The following is an 18,863-nucleotide window of genomic DNA, read 5'->3' as shown; positions in this document are numbered from 1 at the left end:
AGTCGTCTTCGGCAGCAAACTCGTCCGCCTTTAGAGAATGATCACGATCTAGTGAGTAACAATCTGTGCAATTCGGACACGCGATCGATCATCCGAAGATCGAGTCGGTTCGAGCGAGTGCGATTCGAGTGCGCAAAGTGGCCGTATCGACAAAGAGATGGTCAATAAGGCGTTTCGCGGCGACCGCTCAGCGGGACTGCGGACCCCTGCGCTGCGGCAGCGTCACCACCGACGCGTCCCCCGGACCGGCCGGCGGCAGACCCGCGACCTGTGCCAGCAGATCGCACCAGGCGAGCAGGTGGGCGGCGGTGTCCGGCACCCCGGCGAGGCCCTCGCGGGGCGTCCACGACGCCCGGATCTCGATCTGCGAGGCGGCCGGCCGCTCCGCCAGCCCGCCGAAGTAGTGCGAGCCGGCCCGCGTGATCGTGCCGCTCGGCTCGCCGTAGCCCAGCCCGCGCGCCTGGAGCGCCCCGGTCAGCCAGGACCAGCACACCTCGGGCAGCAGCGGATCGGCCGCCATCTCCGGCTCCAGCTCCGCCCGCACCAGCGTCACGAGCCGGAACGTGCCCCGCCACGCCTCGTGCCCGGCGGGGTCGTGCAGCAGCACCAGCCGGCCGTCGGCCAGCTCCTGCTCGCCGTCGACCACCACCGCCTCCAGCGCGTACGCGTACGGGGCGAGCCGCTGCGGGGCGGGCGTCGGCTCCACCTCGACCTGCGGCCGCAGCCGGCTGCTGCGCAGGGCTTCCACGGCGGCCCGGAAGGCCGGCGGCCCCGACGTACCGGAGTGCCGGTCCGCATCCTCGGTGTCCTTCACGTCGCCCATTCCATCAGCGCTGTCCGACATTCGTCCGTGAGCCGCAGCCATGCGGGGAAGAGTAAGGGGAAGCGGGCCCTCGTGCAGGGCAAGACACCCACTACACCGCTCGTGACCGACGCACGCGCCGGCGGCCACCGCGCCGCCGGCGCCACCTCGCGCACCCGGCCGCCGGCGTGCCGGTGCGGTCCGTCGGCGGCCCCCCGCGCCGTTGCCCGCACTCCGGGGACCGGTACCCGCGCCGGCCGGCGCGGGCATCCGGCCGCCACCCCGCGCACCGGGCACCCGGTGCCGGGCGGGCCGGAATCGGCGGCATGCGAAACTTGCCTCGTGACCGCCAAAGACACCACGCAGCCGACAGCGACGTACGACAGCGCCTTCCTCAAGGCGTGCAGGCGCGAACCGGTGCCGCACACCCCCGTGTGGTTCATGCGCCAGGCCGGCCGCTCGCTGCCCGAGTACCGCAAGGTGCGCGAGGGCGTCCCCATGCTGGAGTCCTGCATGCGGCCCGAGCTGGTCACCGAGATCACGCTCCAGCCGGTGCGCCGGCACGACGTGGACGCGGCGATCTACTTCAGCGACATCGTCGTCCCGCTGAAGGCCATCGGCCTCGACCTCGACATCAAGCCCGGCATCGGCCCGGTCGTCGAGGAGCCCATCCGGACCCGCGCCGACCTGGCCCGGCTGCGCGACCTCACGCCCGAGGACGTGTCGTACGTCACCGAGGCCATCGGCATGCTCACCGACGAGCTGGGCGCCACCCCGCTGATCGGATTCGCGGGCGCGCCTTTCACCCTCGCGAGCTACCTGGTCGAGGGCGGTCCCTCGCGCACGTACGAGAACGCCAAGGCGATGATGTACGGCGACCCCGAGCTGTGGGCCGACCTGCTGGACCGCCTCGCCGACATCACCGCCGCCTTCCTGAAGGTGCAGATCGAGGCGGGCGCCAGCGCGGTGCAGCTGTTCGACTCCTGGGTCGGCGCGCTCGCCCCGGCCGAATACCGGCGCTCGGTCATGCCCGCCTCCGCGAAGGTCTTCGAGGCCGTCGCCGGCTACGGCGTCCCGCGCATCCACTTCGGTGTCGGCACCGGCGAGCTGCTGAAGCTCATGGGCGAGGCCGGCGCGGACGTCGTCGGCGTCGACTGGCGCGTCCCGCTGGACGAGGCCGTGCGCCGGGTCGGCCCCGGCAAGGCGCTCCAGGGCAACCTGGACCCGACCGTGCTGTTCACCGACAAGAACACCGTCGAGGCCAAGGCGCGCGAGGTGCTCGACGCCGCCGCCGGCCTGGAGGGGCACGTCTTCAACCTCGGCCACGGTGTCATGCCGAACACCGACCCGGACGCGCTGACCCGGCTCGTGGAGTACGTCCACACCGCCACCGCGCGCTGACTCACCAGGAGTAGTGCGGCCGCGCCCGCCTGCCGAACAGCAGGCCGGGCGGCTCCGGCGGGGGAGGTGTGCCGGGCTTGAGCGGCCAGGCCAGCAGCATGCCCACCACGAAGCCGACCACGTGCGCCGCGTACGCCACCGTGCCGGCGCCGGACACCCCGTGCCCGGACGAGTACACCGCCTGGAGTGCGAACCAGAAGCCCAGCACCAGCCACGCGGGCAGCCGCAGCGGCAGGAAGACCAGGAACGGCACGAGGACCCACACCCGCGCCTTCGGCCACAGCACGATGTAGGCGCCGAGGACCCCGGCGATCGCGCCCGACGCACCGATCAGCGGTTCGGCGGAGCCGGCGTTGAGCAGCGCGAAGCCGTAGCCGGCCGCGTAGCCGCAGACGACGTAGAAGAGGAAGTAGCGGATGTGGCCCATCCGGTCCTCGACGTTGTTGCCGAAGATCAGCAGGAAGAGCATGTTGCCCAGCAGGTGCAGCCAGCCGCCGTGCAGGAACATCGCCGTGAAGACCGACAGCGCCGGCGACTTGTCGTAGGCGGGCGGTCCCACCACGCAGCCCGGGCCGTGCGGGCCGATCCCGACGTCTCCGGTCGGGACCAGCCGGGGTATCTGATGGTGGATCAGCTCCCGTGGTACCGCCGCGTAGTGGTCCAGGAAGGCCTGGAGATGGCACAGCTGCGCCAGGTCGTCGGCGCCGGCCACGGAGCCGGCCGTGCCGGGCGTGGTGATGAACACCAGCACGTTGGCGGCGATGAGCGCGTACGTCACCCAGGGCGTGCGGCGCGCCGGGTTCACGTCATGGACGGGGATGACCACACAGAAGTAGTGCCCGCGATGTGGCGGGTGAACCGGTGAACACCGCCGGGTGGGCGTGCGTATCTTTCCTCAACCGACGTGAGGATCAGGCGATGACGAACGCTCCGCAGGTTCCGGCGATGCACGCCCTGCCCGATGGCGAGGCCGAGCTGTCCTTGGTGGTACGGCTTCCCTGGGAGGATGTCGCGCGACTCGGCCAGGAGGCCGGGCGGCTGGCCTCCCAGATGCAGCGGCCGGTCACGCTGGACGAGGCGGTGAGCCACCGCCTGCGCTCGATCCGCCCGTCCGCCTCCCACGCGAAGCCCTCGGGGGAGCAGCCGGCCGCCGTCTCCTCCGGGGCGGGTGTGACCTCCCTGCCGCGGATGAGCGGGACGGCCTAGACGCCGCCTCTTGCACGGTGTCGGCCTGCGCGCAGGCCGACGGCGGCCCGGCCGCGGACGCAAGGCGCCGGACGGCTGGGCGCCGGACGGCCCCGTGCCGGGTCAGAGGCTCCCTCGGCGTACCTGCGCCGCCGCCTTCCGCGCCGCCACCAGGACCGGGTCCCACACCGGTGAGAACGGCGGGGCGTAGCCCAGGTCCAGGGCCGTCATCTGTTCCACCGTCATCCGCGCGGTCAGCGCCACCGCCGCGATGTCGACCCGCTTCGCCGCCCCCTCCCTGCCGACGATCTGCACGCCCAGCAGCCGGCCCGTGCGGCTCTCGGCGAGCATCTTGACCGTCATCGGGGCGGCGCCGGGGTAGTAACCGGCGCGGCTGGTCGACTCGATGACGACCGTCTCGAACCGCAGGCCCACCCGGCGGGCGTCCTTCTCCCTGAGGCCGGTGCGGGCGATCTCCAGGTCGCAGACCTTGCTCACCGCGGTGCCGACGACACCGGGGAAGGTGGCGTAGCCGCCGCCGGCGTTGGTGCCGATGACCTGGCCGTGTTTGTTGGCGTGGGTGCCGAGCGGAACGTACTGCTCCTGCCCGGAGACCAGGTTCAGCACCTCCACGCAGTCGCCGCCCGCCCAGATGTTCTCGTGTCCGCGCACCCGCATCGCGAGGTCGGTGAGCAGACCGCCGTGGGCCCCGAGCGGGAGGCCGGCCGCCCGGGCGAGGGCCGTTTCCGGGCGGACACCGATGCCCAGGATCACCAGGTCCGCGGGGTACTCGGCGTCCTGGGTGACCACCGCCCGGACCCGGCCGTCCTCGCCGGTGAGGAGCTTGGTGACCTCGGCGTCGTTCACCATGGTGATGCCGAGGCCCTCCATGGCCCGGTGCACCAGCCGGCCCATGTCCGCATCGAGCGTGGACATGGGCTCCCTGCCGCGGTTGACGACCGTCACCTCGAAGCCCCGGTTGATCAGCGCCTCGGCCATCTCGACACCGATGTAGCCGGCGCCCACGACCACCGCCCTGCGGCCACGCGTGCGTGCCAGCGTCTCCAGCAGGGCCTGGCCGTCGTCGAGGGTCTGCACGCCGTGCACGCCCGGGGCGTCCGTGCCGGGCAGGTCCGGGCGTACCGGCCGGGCGCCGGTGGCGATCACGAGCTTGTCGTACTCCGTCCAGGACTCGGTGCCCGAGTCGACGTCACGCGCGCGTACCCGCTGCCCGGCCGGGTCGATCTCCGTGACCTCCGTGCGCATCCGCAGATCGATGTCCCGCGCGCGGTGCTCCTCGGGCGTGCGGGCGATCAGCCGGTCCCGGTCCGGGACCTCGCCGCCCACCCAGTACGGGATGCCGCACGCCGAGAAGGAACTGAAGTGGCCGCGCTCGAAGGCCACGATCTCCAGCTCCCCGGGCCCCCGCAGCCGCCGTGCCTGCGACGCCGCGGACATGCCCGCGGCGTCGCCCCCGATCACGACCAGCCGTTCCCTGCCGCCGCTGCCCCGTCCACCGCTCATGCTCATGGGAACACGCTACGGGGCGCGGGCATTTCAGTCCCGGCCCCCCTCCCCGGCCTCCGCGGCGGGGTCCGGCACCGGGCGGGCCGACGGCAGCGGGCCGAGCGCGGTCGTCGCGGGCGCGGGCGCCGGGCGGCGCGGCAGACGGGGACGTACGATCCGCCGCCACAGCACCGCAAGCAGTGCGGCGAGGGCCGCGAACGGCAGGGCGGCGCCGAGCGCGAGGGCGATCCAGCGCAGCATGGCCACGAACACGTGCCAGCCACCCGACAGCGCGTCCGTGAAGCCCGGCGAGTCGTCCGCCTGCCGCACCGGGGTCTCGGACAGCGACAGGGTGATGGTGGCCAGACTCGTACGGTCCTCCAGCGACGCCTGCCGGGCCAGCAGCGCCTCCAGATCGGCCTGACGGGTGCTCAGCTCGCCCTCCAGCGCGACGACGTCGCTCAGCTTGTCCGCCTTCTCCATCAGCGCGCGGATCCGGTCCACGCTGGCCCGCTGCGACTTGATCCGGCTGTCCACGTCCACCACCTGGTCGGTGACGTCGACCGCCTTGGCCGTGCGGTCGACCAGCCGGCCCGTGCCCTGGAGGCCGGTGAGGACCTCGTCGTACTTCCCGGTGGGCACGCGCAGCACCACCCTGGTGTGCTCGTGGCCGTCGGCGTCCCGGCCGGTGGTCTCGCTGCCGACGTAGCCGCCCGCGTCCTCGGCGGTCGTCCGGGCCGCCCGCAGGGCCTTGGGTACGTCCTCGACCTCGACGGTCAGGGAGGCGGTGCGGATGATCGCGTCCGGGGTGAGCCGGGGCGCGGCGCGCGTGGCCTTTCCGTGTTCCGTGCCGCCGGGGGCGCCGGCCTGCGCGGCGTCGGCGTCCGAGGCGGCCTTCGCGGAGCCGCCGCCCGAGTCGCCGGCGCCGCTGCACCCGGCGAGCGCGAGGGACGCGGCGAGCAGGAGCCCGGTCAGTGCCCTGACGGGCCGGGCGGAGCGGGTGGAGCGTGGTGTGCGCATGAGCGGTACCCCCGAGGGCCGTGGTCGTGACGGTTCTTCGACGCCGGGCCGGGCGGGAACGTTGGGGGTCCGCGGTTCCGATGCGGTCACGGTCCGGACTCGTCCCGGACACCGGGCTCCCTCGGGGGTGCCGGCGGGGTCTGAGAGAGTGGGGGACATGAGCACAACGGGTAGGGGCCTGGGGCACGTCGTCGTCATCGGGGCCGGCATCGCCGGGCTGGCCGCCGCGCACCGGCTGCTGGGGCGCGGAGCGCGCGTGACCGTGCTGGAGGCCGGCGACCGGGTCGGCGGCAAGCTGCTGCCCGGCGAGATCGCCGGCGTGCGGGTCGACCTGGGCGCGGAGTCCCTGCTCGCCCGCCGCCCCGAGGCGGTCGCCCTCGCGGGTGAGGCGGGACTGGGCGAGCAGCTCCAGCCGCCGGCCACCGCCACCGCCTCGATCTGGACCCGGGGCGCCCTGCGGCCCATGCCCAAGGGTCATGTGATGGGCGTGCCCGGCACCGCCACCGCGCTCTCCGGCGTCCTGTCCGACGAGGGCCTCGCCCGCATCGAGCGCGACGCCGGCCTGCCCCGCACTGAGGTCGGCGACGACGTGGCCGTGGGCGAGTACGTGTCGGCCCGGCTCGGCCGGGAGGTCGTCGACCGGCTGGTCGAACCCCTGCTCGGCGGGGTGTACGCGGGCGACGCGTACCGCATCTCGATGCGCTCGGCCGTCCCGCAGCTCTTCCAGGCCGCCCGCGCGCACACCTCCCTCACCGAGGGCGTCCGGGAGATCCAGGCCAAGGCCGCGGCGAGCCCGCAGACGGGCCCGGTCTTCATGGGCATCGCCGGCGGCGTCGGACGGCTGCCGCTCGCGGTCGCCGAGTCGGTGCGCGCCCGGGGCGGCGAGATCCTCACCGGCACGCCCGCCCGCGAACTGCGCCGGGAGGCGGCCGGCGGCTGGCGGATCACCGCCGGCGAGCGGGTGCTGCACGCCGACGCCGTGATCGTCGCCGTACCCGCTCCGGCCGCCGCCGGGCTGCTGCGCGCCGAGTCCCCGGGGGCCGCCGCCGAACTGGCCGCCGTCGAGTACGCCTCGATGGCGCTGATCACCCTCGCCTACCGGCGCGCCGGCCTGGGCCTGCCCGAGGGCAGCGGCTTCCTGGTGCCGCCCGTCGACGGCCGCACCATCAAGGCCTCCACCTTCGCCTCGCAGAAGTGGGGCTGGATCGCCGAGGAGGACCCGGACGTGGTCGTGCTGCGCACGTCCGTGGGCCGCCACGGCGAGACGGAGGTGCTCGGCCGCGACGACGCCGGCCTGGTGGAGGTGTCCCGGCACGACCTGCGGGAGGCCACCGGCCTGGACGCCGTGCCGCTGGAGACCCGGGTCACCCGCTGGACCGACGGCCTGCCCCAGTACCCGGTGGGGCACCACGCGCGCGTGGCCCGTATCCGCGAGCAGGTCGCGAAGCTCCCGGGGCTCGCGGTGTGCGGCGCGCAGTACGACGGCGTCGGCGTCCCGGCGTGCATCGCGAGCGCGTACGCGGCGGTGGACCAGCTGGCCGGCGACCGGTCGGGGGTGGCGGAGCTGAGTGCCAACCCGGTGCAGAGCCTGCACGGCGGAGCGGGAGAATAGGGACCATGAGTGACGACGCCCCCACCACCGAGTCCGGCAGGATCCCGAACAAGGGCAAGCTGGCCAAGGACCTCAACGAGGTCATCCGCTACACCCTCTGGTCGGTCTTCAAGCTGAAGGACGTACTGCACGAGGACCGCGCGGGATACGCCGACGAGGTCCAGGAGCTGTTCGACCAGCTCGCCGCCAAGGACGTGACGGTCCGCGGCACCTACGACCTCTCCGGTCTGCGCGCCGACGCGGACGTGATGATCTGGTGGCACGCCGAGACCAGCGACCAGCTCCAGGAGGCGTACAACCTCTTCCGGCGCACCAGGCTGGGGCGGGCGCTGGAGCCCGTCTGGTCGAACATGGCGCTGCACCGCCCCGCCGAGTTCAACCGCTCGCACATCCCGGCGTTCCTCGCCGACGAGACGCCCCGCGACTACGTGAGCGTCTACCCCTTCGTGCGCTCCTACGACTGGTACCTGCTGCCCGAGGAGGACCGCCGCCGCATGCTCGCCGACCACGGCAAGATGGCCCGCGGCTACCCGGACGTGCGCGCCAACACGGTCGCCTCGTTCTCCCTCGGCGACTACGAGTGGGTCCTGGCCTTCGAGGCCGACGAGCTGCACCGCATCGTCGACCTCATGCGGCACCTGCGCGGCTCCGAGGCCCGGATGCACGTCCGCGAGGAGATCCCCTTCTTCACCGGCCGCCGCAAGAGCGTCGCCGACCTGGTCGCGGGCCTGGCCTGACCCCTCGAAGGGGCGCACCTCCGGCGGGGCACCTCCGGCGGTGCGCCTCCGGCGGTTCGCCCCTGCAAGGGCGCGGGGAACCGCGCGACAAGCCACGACGCCCCCGCAGCCGCCGGCGCCCATCCGGCAACACCCCGGTGGGCCGCCCGACACGGCCAGGGCCGGCGCTGCAGCCGGCGGGCGGCCTGCTAGCGCGCCCTGCCCCTGCCCTTCAACGCCTCCCGCCGGTCCCCTTTGTCGGCCGTACCGCCGGAGGCGACCGGTTCCGGGCGCGGTGCGCAGGACGCGTGCCGCGCCGGAAGACGGCCCTCCAGCAGGTAGGCCTCCAGATGCCCGTTGACGCACTTGTTGGGGCCGCCTGCGATGCCGTGCGTGCCCGCGTCCCGCTCCGTCACCAGCACCGAGCCGGCCAGCCGCCGGGTCATCTCCAGGGCGCCCTGGTACGGGGCCGCGGCGTCCCGCTCGGCCGCCAGGACCATCACCGGCGGCAGCTCACCCGGCCCGGTCCGCACGTCCAGCGGCTTCTGCCGGGGCGCCGGCCAGTAGGCGCAGGGCAGGTTCATCCACGCGTTGTCCCAGGTCTCGAAGGGCGCCACCCGGGCGAGCCGCGTGTTGTCGCGGTCCCACACGCTCCAGTCCGTCGGCCACGGCGCGTCATTGCACTCCACGGCCGTGTACACCGCCCGGCCGTTCTCCGCCTCGGCGGCCGTCTCCGGGCTCGGCGCGGCCAGCCGGACCAGCGGCCCGGGATCGCCGTGCAGGTACGCCGAGAGGGCCGCGGCCCGGCTCGCCCAGAAGTCGTCGTAGTAGCCCGCCGTCAGGAACGCGTTCTGGAGCTGGCCGGGACCGACCTTCCCGCCCGCCGCCTTCCGGGCCAGCCGCTCGCGGGCGGTGTCGTAGCTGTGCTGCACCTTCGCGGGTGTGGCGCCGAGCCGGTACACGTCGTCGTGCCGGGCGATCCAGTCGCGGAAGTCCGCCCAGCGTTCCTCGAACGCCGCCGACTGGTCCAGGTTGCTGCGGTACCAGATCTTCTGCGGATCCGGGTTCACCGCCGAGTCCAGCACCATGCGCCGCACGTGCGAGGGGAACATCGCCCCGTACAGCGCGCCGAGGTAGGTGCCGTACGACGCCCCCATGAAGGTCAGCCGGTCCTCGCCCAGCGCGGCCCGCAGGACGTCCAGGTCCCGGGCGTTGTCGAGCGAGTTGTAGAACCGGAGCGCGGCGCCGGCCCGTTGGGCGCAGCCCCGCGCGTACGCCTTCGCCTGGGCGATCCGCTGCTGCTTGTACGCCTCCGACGGGTGCGCGGGTGACGTGGTGGGCGCCTTGACGAAGCGTTTCGGGTCCTCGCAGGACAGCGGGGCCGAACGGCCCACTCCGCGCGGGGCGTAGCCGACCAGGTCGTAGGCGGCGGCGATCCGCTTCCACTCCCGGATCGTGCCGATCAGCGGGAAGTACATGCCGGACGCGCCGGGGCCGCCCGGGTTGTAGACCAGGGCGCCCTGCCGGGGGACCTTCCGCTTGCTGTTGTGCGGGTCCTTGTGGGTGGCCGGAATCCGGCTGACCGTCAGCCGGATCTGCTTGCCGCCGGGGTGTGCGTAGTCCAGCGGGACGGACACGGTGCCGCACCGCACCCCGGCCGGCGCCTGCGGCACCTCGGCGGCGGAGCACGGACCGAAGTCGATGCCGGCGGCCCGGGCGCGGGCCACGGCCACCGCGGTGCCGTGCAGCTCCGCTGTGCCGTGGGCGTCCGGGGTGCCGGGCGCGCCGCCCGCCGGGGCCGCCGCCAGGGTGGTCAGGAGCAAGGACCCGGCGGTCGAGTAGAGGGCGGCAGCTTTCATCGCGTATCCCTTCGGTGCGCGGCGGCGATGGCACGGCTGCCACGGCCCGGCGACCACAAAAGGGATATTTCGTTCGGCTGTGAGGGAAGGCAAGCACCACCCTGCCGGTGTCGGCGCCTTTGCCCCCTATGCGCCGCTCGAAGTCGCCGCCCTCACTCCCGCCAGGGCTGGTCGCGGTGGGTGAAGGCCGCGCGCAGCTCCGGCTCGCCGATCGCGCGGATCCCGCGTACGGCGACGGAGGTGAGGAACGATCCCTCGTCACCGGCCGGCTTCCCGGCCAGCGCGCTCAGCAGCCGCTGTCCGGCGGGGGAGGCCCAGCGCGAGTACGGGTGCACCTCGAACCGGGCGATGGCCAGGCAGCTCAGCGCCAGCGTGAGGGGGAGGGTGAACCACAGGCCCACCAGCAGGCGCGGCGTCCCGGTCTGCACGGGCAGCAGCAGCGCGGTGGCGCCCAGCGCCGCCACGGCCCAGGCGGCGGCCCGCACCTGGCGGACGGCGGATCCCACGGTCGTACCCGCGCCCTCGGGCACCGCGAGCCCCGCGCGCACCAGGCCGTCGCCCAGCCGGTGCACGGCCTCCGCGCCGGCCGCCCGTGCCCGCACCGGCGCTATCCGCGACTGCCCCTCGGGTCCTATGGCCCCTATGACGGACCGCTCCATCTCGTCGCGCCCCCGCGGGTCCACGACGGTGGCCCAGCCGGTGTGCGCGAGCAGCAGCCGTCGCTGGCGGGCCATGGAGACCATGGTCACGTCGGCGACCCGCGCGGGGCCGCCGGAGAGGAAGGCCGCCTCGTACAGCGTCAGATCGCGCTCCCGGTCCGTCGGTGCGTCACGCGCGTCCGCGGCTGCCGCGCGTACGGCCGTCAGGCAGAGCCGGGCGCAGGCCGTGCCCGCGAAAGCCCAGGCCAGGAGCAGGAGAAGGACCCAGAACATGACGTGTTTGTATGCCAGGGGCCTGGGCGAACGCCATGCCCTTTTCACGATCCGGACGGAGTGTTGCCGGTATGTGACGTTCCGTTTCCCGTGCTGGTCAGAGGGTGTGAGGGGGCGTCAGGGCGTTCGCCGTCAGGGGCCGTCGGCGTTGTCGGGGCCATCGGCGTCGGGACCGGCAGTTGGCGTCGGCGCTGTCAGGGGCGTCGGGACCGGCAGTCGTGTCGGCGCTGTCAGGGGCTGCTCGTCGCCGGTGACGTACCGGCCGCGGCGGGCGGCAGGGTGTTCGTATCGCCCGGCGGCGGCGTGACCGGCACGGCGGCACTCGGGTCGACCTGCGGCGGGGTGGGCACCGGGGAGGCGGAGGCCGCGAGGTCCCGGGACAGTGTGCCGAAGTCGACGTAGCCCGTCGCCTCCAGAATCCTGATGTGGTCCAGGACGGTCGCGTTGGCGTCGTCGGCGAGATCGCGGACCAGGGAGTTCTGGGTGCCGGCCCGGACCTGGGCGACCAGCGAGAACACCCGGCCGTGCGCGAGCCGGAGGAGGCCCGCGAACTCGCGGTCGAAGTCCTGGCCCTCGGCCGTGTCCAGGGTGGCGAGCCACTGGCTCTGCTGCTCGTTCGGCTCGTTGGGCAGGGCGACGCCGAGCTGGGTGGCGACGGTCCGGACATGGGCGTCCAGGGAGGTGTGGCCGTCGACGAGGTGCTGCCCGGCCGTGCGGACGGCCGGCGTCGTCCCTTTCCGCAGCGCCAGCTCTCCGGCGGGCAGCTCCCACAGCCCCGCCAGCCGGACCTTGGTGACGAAGCCCCGGTCCTGTTCGGACAGCGGGCCGTACGGCGTCGTGACCGTCCGTGCGCTCAGGACGTTCGCGCTCGCCGGGTCCTGCCGGCCGGCGTAGGACCAGAGCGGGACGAGCAGGGCGACGACCGTCGCCGCCAGGGCGGTGACGATGAGCCCGGTGCCGCTGACTATGCCTCGGCCGTTGACGGGGGGACGCGGTCGCATGGTGCCTCCTGCACCGCACACCGGGGGTGCTTGGGGGCGGGTGCGGGCTTGGCATATTACTGGGGGCGCGGACGGGCTTTCGCCCGCGGTGCGTGAGGGGGCGACCGGTGCGGGTGCGGGTGATGCCGGGGCCGGTGGTTCGGTGCGGGTGCGTGGTGGCCGGCCGCGCAGTTCCTCGCGCCCCTTTGGGGCTTTGGTCGGAGGGGTGTTCAGGGGTGGGTGCCGGGGTGGTCCCCGTGGCATGCGCGATGTGTGGGGCGGGCCGGGTCTTCGTGGTGCGGGGACGTGGTGCGGGTGCGGGTGATGCTGGGCCGGTGGTTCGGTGCGGGTGTGTGGTGGCCGGTCGCGCAGTTCCTCGCGTCCCTTTGGGGCTTTCGGTGGGTGTTCAGGGGTGGTGTCGGCGTACTGCCCGTCGCATGCGCGACACGAGGTTCCGGCCCTGGCTTCGTGGGGCCGGGCCCGCGCGGTCCAGCCACCACTCCCGCAGTTCCCGCCGCGCCCCCGCGTCCCCCGGCCGCCCCAGCTTCAGCAGATGTCCGGCGAAGTCCAGCGCGTCCCGGCGGTATCCCCCGCCCATCGGCCGCTGCCGGGCGTACTCCAGGAACTCCTCCCGGTACCCCGCTCCCAGGATCACCGGCAGCTCGGGCGCCACCTTCGCCACCACGCCCGCCCGCTTCGCCGCGAGCGCCCGCGCCTGCACCCCCATCCGCACCCGGTCGAACCCCTCCGGCACCGGCGTCCCCGCCACCAGGGACGACAGTACGGCAGCCTGCGCCACCCCGAGCCGCTCGCGCACGCCGGTCACCGGCCGCGCCAGGACGCCGACACCCCCGGCCCCCGCGCCGACGGCGCCCGCCACCGCCGTACCTTCCCCCGCCGCTTTGCCTGCCGCCGTCCTGCCTTCCCCGGTCTCGCCTTCCACCGTTTTGCCTTCGCCCGCCCTGGCCGCCCCCGTCTCTCCTTCCGCCGGCCTGTCCGGCCTCCTGCGTTCCCCCGCCGCGGCTTCCGTCGCGCGCGTGCGGCCGGTCGTCACGGCCTCCCGGATGGCGTTCAACTCCCGCTCCAGCTCTACAGGTTCCGGGAAGTTCTCGTCTCGTTCCAGGAGTACCCCGGGCGGCGCGAGCCGGGAGGCGAGACCGGTCAGGATGTCGAGCACCGGGCGCGGCACGGGGTGCGCGTGGCTGTCGTGCCAGACGCCGTCGCGCTCGAAGCCGCCCGCGACATGGACGTAGGCGATCGCCTCCAGGGGCAGCGCGGCCAGCGCCTGAGCCGGGTCCTCGCCCCGGTTCACGTGGTTGGTGTGCAGGTTGGCGACGTCGATCAGCAGGCGTACGCCGGTCCGCTCGACCAGTTCGGCGAGGAACTGCCCCTCGGTCAGCTCCTCGCCCGGCCAGGAGAACAGCGCGGCGATGTTCTCCAGGGCCAGCGGCACCGGCAGCGCCTCCTGGGCGATCCGCACGTTCTCGCACAGCACGTCCAGCGCGTCCCGGGTGCGCGGCACGGGCAGCAGATGGCCGGCCTCCAGCCGCGGGGAGGCGGTGAGCGCGCCGCCCGCCCGGACGAAGGCGATGTGCTCGGTCACCAGCGGGGAGCCCAGGGCCTGCGCCCGCTCGGCCAGCGCCGTCAGCCGCCCCTCGTCGGGGTGGTCCGCGCCGCCGAGCCCGAGGGAGACGCCGTGCGGGATCACCGTCACCCCGCGCTCGCGCAGCCGCAGCAGCGACTCCGGGATGTGACCGGGGCAGACGTTCTCCGCCACGACCTCCACCCAGTCGATGCCCGGCATGCGCTCCACGGCGTCCGCGATCTCCGGCCGCCAGCCGATCCCCGTTCCCAGTCGCCGCATGGTGCTTCCCCCTCCTCGGCCTGTGCTCGTGCGTCGAGTGACGGGGGTATGGCCCCGGCGGACGGCATCGAATCCCCTGCCCGCCGCGTTCAGAGCAACATTTGAGGTTCGGCCCCCTGCCGGCCACCGCTCCGGCGGCCGGCCGCTCCCGGACGGTCCCGGTCCAGCAGCCCGCGGCTTCACGTGTCGGCCCGTACGCCCGCGGCTTCAGGTGTCGACGATCCCCGCGTCGTGGGCGAGGAGGCCGGCCTGAGTGCGGTTGACGCAGCCCAGTTTGTCCAGTGTCCGTGAGACGTAGCCCTTGACGGTGGCCTCGGAGAGGTACAGCCGTGCCGCGATCTGCGCGTTCGACAGGCCCTCGCCGAGACCGGCCAGCACCTGCGCCTCCCGCTCGGTCAGCGAGCCGACCAGCTCGCGGGCGCGGTCGTGGGCCGACAGCCGGTCAGTCGACGCGGCGACGAGCCGGCGCGCGGCGGAGGGCGACAGGACGGTGTGCCCCTGGGCGGCGGTACGCACGAGACCGATCAGCTCCTCCGGCGGGGTGGACTTCACCAGGAAGCCGGTCGCCCCGGCCCGCAGCGCACGCAGCACGTACTGGTCGGCGTCGAACGTGGTCAGCACCACGATGTTCGGCGGGTCCGCGAGCTCGTTGACGCGGGCGATCGCGGTCAGCCCGTCCATGCCGGGCATGCGCAGGTCCATCAGGACGACATCGGGACGGCTGCGCCGGACCGCCTCCAGGCCGGCCGCGCCGTCGTGCGCCTCGTCGACCACCTCGATGTCCGGGGCCGAGCCGAGGATGGTCCGCAGGAACACGCACACCATCGGCTCGTCGTCCACCACCACTACCCGGATCATCACCCTCGCACCGCCGATTCCGCGGTCGGGACGAACGCGGGCAGCGTCGCCTCGACACCGAACCCGCCGTCGGAAGTGGGTCCGGCACGCAACGTACCGTGCACCAGCTCGATGCGCTGCCGCAGATGCCCGATCCCCAGGCCGGACCCGGTACCGGCGAGGGCGCTGCGGGGGCCGTCGGCCGGCGGCGTGTTGCGGACCGTCAGCCGCACCTGGGCGTGCTGGTACTCCACGCGCACCCGCACCCGGGCGCCGGGTGCGTGCTTGCGCACATTGGTCAGCGCCTCGCGCAGCACCCGGTAGGCGGTGCGCCCGACCACCGGTGAGGCCAGCGCCGGGTCGCCCTCCTCGATCAGCTCGGTCGGTATCCCCACCGCCACCGACTCGGCGACCAGGTCGGCGAAGCCCGCCACCGAGGGGGTCCGGTCGCCCTCCGGCTCGGTGCGCAGGATGCCCACCAGATCCCGCAGTTCCTCCAGCGCCTGGCAGCCCGCGGCGCGCAGGTCCTCCGCCGCTCGACGGGTCGCCTCGTCCGGTGCGGTCACCCGCAGGGCACCCGCCTGGAGCACCATCAGGCTCACCCGGTGGGTGACCACGTCGTGCATCTCACCGGCGAGCCGGGCGCGTTCCTCGGCGCGGGCCCGCTCGGCCAGCAGATGCCGCTCCCGTTCGGCGCGTTCGGCCCGCTCGACCAGTGCCTGCACCAGCCTGCGCCGGGTGTCGAAGTACAGCGCCAGCAGCGGCCCGACCGCGGTACGCAGCAGCCCGATCGTCATGTTGGTCACGGACGGCTCCCAGGGCCGCATGACGACGAGGGTGAAGAGGGCGAGCGCGACGTACGCCGTCCGGCGGTCGCACCGGTGGAAGAGCGGGCCGTAGGCGGCCAGCATGGTCGAGAGCGGGGCCCACACGCCCCCTCCGTGAGCCGGCGTCAGCAGGCCCGCCGGCGAGACGAGCAGGGTCACCGCGAGCGTGAACGCGCCGAGCACGCCGATGACGGTCAGCGGGGCGGCGCGGCGGAAGGCGAGCGAGGCGCAGGCGAGCGCCTGCACGCCCAGCATGACCCAGGCGAGGGTGCCGGGGTGGTCGGGCCACCACGTGGCGCCGGCCAGTGTCGTGCCGGTGTCCAGCAGCACGAAGGCGGCCGCGATCGCCACGTCCACCGCGCGCTTGTGCCGGCAGTGCCACGGTCCGTCGGTCATGGCGCTCACCGTTCCGTCGGTCATGGCGCTCACCGTTCCGTCGGTCATGGCGCTCACCGTAGGGCATCGCCTTTCGGGACCCGGCCCCGCAGACGGAACGGGACACCTCCTGCCCGGCCGGACCCTACGAAAGTCGTGTGCCGGGCACCATGAGCATCCCTTCGTCGGGTGGAGAACCCACCGCCCGCCCTGCCGCGCCGCGGCCCGGCCGCCGTGGAATGGGGGCATGGATACGACAGGCGACACCGTCCCGACGACGCCCCGGCTCGGCCGCTACCTGATCGACCCGGACCGGTCGTCCGTCTCGTTCACGAGCAGCCACGTCTTCGGCCTGCTGCCGGTGCGCGGCACCTTCGCGATCCGCGGCGGCACCGTCGACGTGGCCGCGCCGCTCTCCGCGTCACAGGTGCACGCGGAGGTCGCGGCGGCCGGTCTGCGCACCGGCAACGCCCGGCGGGACGCCGCCGTACGGTCGGCGAAGTTCCTCGACACCGACCGGTACCCGCTGATCACCTTCACCTCCGGCCGGGTGGACGACACCACGGTCTCGGGCACGCTGACCGTGTGCGGCGTCGCCCGGCCGGCGAGCCTCTCGATCGTGCGCTCCGAGGTGTGCACGGACGTCTTCACCGTCCGTGCCACCACGCGGGTCGACCGCACCCGGTTCGGTGTGACGGCGGCCCGTGGCATGGCCGGGCGCCATCTCGGCCTGACGGTGGAGGTCCGCTGTGTCCGCGCCTGACGGCGGGGGCCGCCGCCCGCCGGGTGCCGGGAGGCGCGCATGACCGGCGCTGTCGTGGTGGAGGGCCTGCACAAGCGGTACGGCACGGTGCACGCGGTGCGCGGGCTCGGCTTCACCGTCGGGTACGGGGAGATCTTCGCGCTGCTCGGCCGCAACGGGGCGGGCAAGACCACCGTCATGGAGATCCTGGAGGGTTTCCGGGCCCGCGACTCCGGGCGGGTCGACGTGCTCGGTCTGGACCCGGGCGAGAAGGCCACCGAACGCACCCTGCGCGAGCGGATCGGGCTGGTGCTCCAGGACGTCGCGGTCGAGCCCTACCTCACCGTCCGCGAGACGGTCGCCCGCAACGCGGGCTACTACCCCGCGCCCCGCGACACCGACGAGGTGATCGGCCTGGTCGGCCTCGCCGGGCTGGAGAGGAAGAAGGTCCGGGCGCTCTCCGGCGGCCAGAAACGCCGGCTGGATCTCGCGCTGGGCCTGATCGGCAACCCCGGCCTGCTCTTCCTCGACGAGCCGACGACCGGATTCGACCCGAACGCGCGCCGGAGCTCCTGGCAGTTGGTACGGGACCTGCGCGACGCGGGAACCACCGTCGTCCTCACCACCCATCACATGGAGGAGGCCCAGGAGCTGGCCGACCGGGTGGCGGTGGTCGCCGCCGGGCGGATCGTGGCCGAGGGCACCCCCGCGACCCTGGGCGGGCGCGACACCGCGCACGTCCGGATCCGCTTCGCGCTGCCGCCCGGGACCACGGTCGACGACCTGCCGGTTCCCGCCGCGCCCGGCGAGGACGGCCTGGTCACCGTCGAGTCCGCGGAGCCGACCGGGACCCTGCACCGGCTCACCGGCTGGGCGCTGCGCCGCGGCGCCGCGCTCACCGGTCTGAGGGTCGACCGGCCGAGCCTGGAGGACGTCTACCTCCGCCTGACCACCGACGACCACGGCACCCCGGAGAACCGACCGGAGAGGAGTGCGCTGTGAGCGCCACCGCGCCCCGTGCCGGAGAGGAGTGCGCTGTGAGCGCCACCGCGCCTCGTTCCGGAGAGGACCGCACCGTGAGTGTCACCGCTTCCCGTGCCGGAGAGGACCGCGCCGTGAGTGTCACCGCTTCCCGCGCCACGGCCCGGCAGGCGCCGGGCCGTGGCCTCGGCCTGTTGTGGCATCAGATCCGCTACGAGCAGCTGTCGTTCTGGCGCAACCCGCAGAGCGCGTTCTTCACGTTCGTCTTCCCGGTCGTGATCATGTCGGTCTTCGGCGGGCTGTTCGGCGGCATCGGGAAGAGCGAGTTCTACTACGGGCGCTCCGCGCTCCAGTACTACGTGTCCACCATCGCCGCGGTGTCCGTGCTGGGCTGCTGCTACAGCCAGCTGGCGATCGTGCTCGCGGCGAGGCGGGAGAACGGGGTGCTGAAGCGAGTGCGGGCCACCCCGCTGCCCGCCTCCGCGTACTTCGTCGGCCTGCTGGCGCACTGCCTCCTGGTGAGCGTCGTCGACGTCCTGCTCATCACGGCGATCGGCAGGCTCTACGGCGTTCCGCTGCCCGCCACCGCGCAGTGGCCCGCGCTGGCGGTGACCCTGGTGCTCGGCGCAGGCGCCTTCTGCGCCCTCGGGGTCGCGGTGGCCTCGCTGATCCGCAACGCGGAGGCGGCGCCGTCGGTCGTGCAGCTCGTGCTGTTCCCGCTCGTGTTCGTCTCGGGCACCTACATGCCGATCCACTCGGCCGTGCTGAACGGCATCGCCGGTGCGCTGCCGGTGCGACCGTTCAACGACGCGCTGCTCGGCGCCTTCACCACGCACGGTGCCGGCCTGCCCTGGCGGGACCTCGGCGTCCTGCTGCTGTGGGGCGCGGCCGGTGCGGTCGTGGCCGTCCGGCGGTTCCGCTGGGACCCGCGCCCGGAGTGAGACGCGCACAGCCCTCGTCCCGGCGCCACCGCCCGGAGCGAGCCGACCTACGGCCTTCCGGCCCGGAGGGGGTGCGCGGAGTGAGCCGCCCACGGTCTTCCGCCCGGAGGGGGTGCGCGGAGTGAGCCGCCTACGGCCTTCCGGCCCGGCGGAGGTGCCCGGAGCGAGACGCTCACGGCCTTCCGGCCCGGTGGCGCCCCCGAATATGCCAAAAGCACACTGCTGAATCCCGCATTCCGGTAGCAGGCTTCTGTCGTACCGGTCGCCCCGCCGCGCCGACGTC

17 protein-coding genes are annotated in these 18,863 nt (G+C 73.9%); 7 read left to right on the top strand and 10 right to left on the bottom strand.

The genetic code is table 11. The annotated features are described in order from the left end of the window. Positions 1-187: 187 nt before the first annotated feature. Positions 188-865, bottom strand: coding sequence for a DUF3000 domain-containing protein (locus JK361_RS03680; RefSeq protein ID WP_201814136.1), 678 nt, complete (start codon positions 863-865; stop codon positions 188-190). 279 nt (positions 866-1,144) lie between these two features. On the opposite strand from JK361_RS03680, the gene hemE reads away from it, so the two are divergent. Beyond that, complete coding sequence (gene hemE / locus JK361_RS03675; RefSeq protein ID WP_201814135.1) at positions 1,145-2,203, top strand: uroporphyrinogen decarboxylase; 1,059 nt, start codon at positions 1,145-1,147, stop codon at positions 2,201-2,203. A 1-nt stretch (position 2,204) separates the two neighbouring features. Here hemE and JK361_RS03670 read toward each other — a convergent pair whose 3' ends face one another. Next, complete coding sequence (locus JK361_RS03670) at positions 2,205-3,029, bottom strand: rhomboid family intramembrane serine protease (RefSeq protein WP_201814134.1); 825 nt, start codon at positions 3,027-3,029, stop codon at positions 2,205-2,207. A 92-nt stretch (positions 3,030-3,121) separates the two neighbouring features. Between JK361_RS03670 and JK361_RS03665 the strand changes: the two genes are divergently transcribed. After that, positions 3,122-3,409, top strand: coding sequence for a hypothetical protein (locus tag JK361_RS03665; protein WP_236052340.1), 288 nt, complete (start codon positions 3,122-3,124; stop codon positions 3,407-3,409). A 102-nt stretch (positions 3,410-3,511) separates the two neighbouring features. Here JK361_RS03665 and JK361_RS03660 read toward each other — a convergent pair whose 3' ends face one another. Both JK361_RS03660 and JK361_RS03655 read right to left on the bottom strand, forming a co-directional pair. Beyond that, the gene (locus JK361_RS03660) at positions 3,512-4,918 is read right to left on the bottom strand and encodes an FAD-dependent oxidoreductase (protein WP_201814133.1); all 1,407 of its coding nucleotides are present in this window, start codon (positions 4,916-4,918) and stop codon (positions 3,512-3,514) included. A gap of 27 nt (positions 4,919-4,945) precedes the next feature. Further along, entirely contained in the window at positions 4,946-5,914 is a 969-nt protein-coding gene (locus tag JK361_RS03655) for a DUF4349 domain-containing protein (protein WP_201814132.1), read from the bottom strand. A gap of 157 nt (positions 5,915-6,071) precedes the next feature. Between JK361_RS03655 and hemG the strand changes: the two genes are divergently transcribed. Further along, positions 6,072-7,526, top strand: a complete 1,455-nt coding sequence (gene hemG, locus JK361_RS03650; RefSeq protein ID WP_201814131.1) for a protoporphyrinogen oxidase — start codon at positions 6,072-6,074, stop codon at positions 7,524-7,526. Between the two features lie 5 nt (positions 7,527-7,531). Beyond that, entirely contained in the window at positions 7,532-8,263 is a 732-nt protein-coding gene (gene hemQ, locus JK361_RS03645) for a hydrogen peroxide-dependent heme synthase (protein WP_201814130.1), read from the top strand. Between the two features lie 188 nt (positions 8,264-8,451). Here hemQ and JK361_RS03640 read toward each other — a convergent pair whose 3' ends face one another. The 6 genes from JK361_RS03640 to JK361_RS03615 all read right to left on the bottom strand — a co-directional run bounded on the left by JK361_RS03640 (position 8,452) and on the right by JK361_RS03615 (position 15,985). Further along, positions 8,452-10,101: an alpha/beta hydrolase gene (locus tag JK361_RS03640; protein WP_201814129.1), complete on the bottom strand. Its 1,650-nt coding sequence runs from the start codon at positions 10,099-10,101 to the stop codon at positions 8,452-8,454. A gap of 152 nt (positions 10,102-10,253) precedes the next feature. Further along, entirely contained in the window at positions 10,254-11,033 is a 780-nt protein-coding gene (locus JK361_RS03635; RefSeq protein WP_201814128.1) for a TIGR04222 domain-containing membrane protein, read from the bottom strand. Between the two features lie 230 nt (positions 11,034-11,263). After that, positions 11,264-12,034, bottom strand: a complete 771-nt coding sequence (locus JK361_RS03630) for a DUF4142 domain-containing protein (protein WP_201814127.1) — start codon at positions 12,032-12,034, stop codon at positions 11,264-11,266. Positions 12,035-12,419: 385 nt separating this feature from the next. Next, a complete protein-coding gene (locus JK361_RS03625) occupies positions 12,420-13,877 on the bottom strand; it encodes an MbnB/TglH/ChrH family RiPP precursor modification enzyme (protein ID WP_201814126.1) in 1,458 nt (485 codons plus the stop codon). A 207-nt stretch (positions 13,878-14,084) separates the two neighbouring features. Next, positions 14,085-14,735: a response regulator gene (locus JK361_RS03620; RefSeq protein ID WP_201814125.1), complete on the bottom strand. Its 651-nt coding sequence runs from the start codon at positions 14,733-14,735 to the stop codon at positions 14,085-14,087. Next, the gene (locus tag JK361_RS03615; RefSeq protein ID WP_236052339.1) at positions 14,735-15,985 is read right to left on the bottom strand and encodes a sensor histidine kinase; all 1,251 of its coding nucleotides are present in this window, start codon (positions 15,983-15,985) and stop codon (positions 14,735-14,737) included. Before JK361_RS03615 ends, JK361_RS03620 begins: the two co-directional genes overlap by 1 nt. On the opposite strand from JK361_RS03615, the gene JK361_RS03610 reads away from it, so the two are divergent. From JK361_RS03610 to JK361_RS03600, 3 genes are all read left to right on the top strand, one after another. Further along, complete coding sequence (locus JK361_RS03610) at positions 15,936-16,679, top strand: YceI family protein (RefSeq protein WP_372448676.1); 744 nt, start codon at positions 15,936-15,938, stop codon at positions 16,677-16,679. The genes JK361_RS03615 and JK361_RS03610 overlap by 50 nt on opposite strands. Before the next feature lie 39 nt (positions 16,680-16,718). Beyond that, a complete protein-coding gene (locus tag JK361_RS03605) occupies positions 16,719-17,660 on the top strand; it encodes an ABC transporter ATP-binding protein (RefSeq protein ID WP_201814123.1) in 942 nt (313 codons plus the stop codon). Positions 17,661-17,773: 113 nt separating this feature from the next. Then, positions 17,774-18,580, top strand: a complete 807-nt coding sequence (locus JK361_RS03600) for an ABC transporter permease (protein ID WP_307787143.1) — start codon at positions 17,774-17,776, stop codon at positions 18,578-18,580. Positions 18,581-18,863 lie beyond the last annotated feature (283 nt).

The organism is Streptomyces musisoli, from assembly GCF_016741855.1.
Classification (GTDB): domain Bacteria; phylum Actinomycetota; class Actinomycetes; order Streptomycetales; family Streptomycetaceae; genus Streptomyces; species Streptomyces musisoli.
Note: the sequence above shows the minus strand (reverse complement) of the source record. Positions and strands in the feature narration are given on the sequence as shown.

Excerpts from the sequence above, each read along its gene's own strand:
- JK361_RS03680 (WP_201814136.1), bottom strand. The coding sequence starts at position 865 with ATGGCTGCGGCTCACGGACGAATGTCGGACAGCGCTGATGGAATGGGC.
- JK361_RS03665 (WP_236052340.1), top strand. The coding sequence starts at position 3,122 with ATGACGAACGCTCCGCAGGTTCCGGCGATGCACGCCCTGCCCGATGGC.
- JK361_RS03660 (WP_201814133.1), bottom strand. The coding sequence starts at position 4,918 with ATGAGCATGAGCGGTGGACGGGGCAGCGGCGGCAGGGAACGGCTGGTC.
- JK361_RS03655 (WP_201814132.1), bottom strand. The coding sequence starts at position 5,914 with ATGCGCACACCACGCTCCACCCGCTCCGCCCGGCCCGTCAGGGCACTG.
- hemG (WP_201814131.1), top strand. The coding sequence starts at position 6,072 with ATGAGCACAACGGGTAGGGGCCTGGGGCACGTCGTCGTCATCGGGGCC.
- hemQ (WP_201814130.1), top strand. The coding sequence starts at position 7,532 with ATGAGTGACGACGCCCCCACCACCGAGTCCGGCAGGATCCCGAACAAG.
- JK361_RS03640 (WP_201814129.1), bottom strand. The coding sequence starts at position 10,101 with ATGAAAGCTGCCGCCCTCTACTCGACCGCCGGGTCCTTGCTCCTGACC.
- JK361_RS03635 (WP_201814128.1), bottom strand. The coding sequence starts at position 11,033 with ATGTTCTGGGTCCTTCTCCTGCTCCTGGCCTGGGCTTTCGCGGGCACG.
- JK361_RS03630 (WP_201814127.1), bottom strand. The coding sequence starts at position 12,034 with ATGCGACCGCGTCCCCCCGTCAACGGCCGAGGCATAGTCAGCGGCACC.
- JK361_RS03625 (WP_201814126.1), bottom strand. The coding sequence starts at position 13,877 with ATGCGGCGACTGGGAACGGGGATCGGCTGGCGGCCGGAGATCGCGGAC.
- JK361_RS03620 (WP_201814125.1), bottom strand. The coding sequence starts at position 14,735 with ATGATCCGGGTAGTGGTGGTGGACGACGAGCCGATGGTGTGCGTGTTC.
- JK361_RS03610 (WP_372448676.1), top strand. The coding sequence starts at position 15,936 with ATGGCGCTCACCGTTCCGTCGGTCATGGCGCTCACCGTTCCGTCGGTC.
- JK361_RS03615 (WP_236052339.1), bottom strand. The coding sequence starts at position 15,985 with ATGACCGACGGAACGGTGAGCGCCATGACCGACGGAACGGTGAGCGCC.
- JK361_RS03605 (WP_201814123.1), top strand. The coding sequence starts at position 16,719 with ATGACCGGCGCTGTCGTGGTGGAGGGCCTGCACAAGCGGTACGGCACG.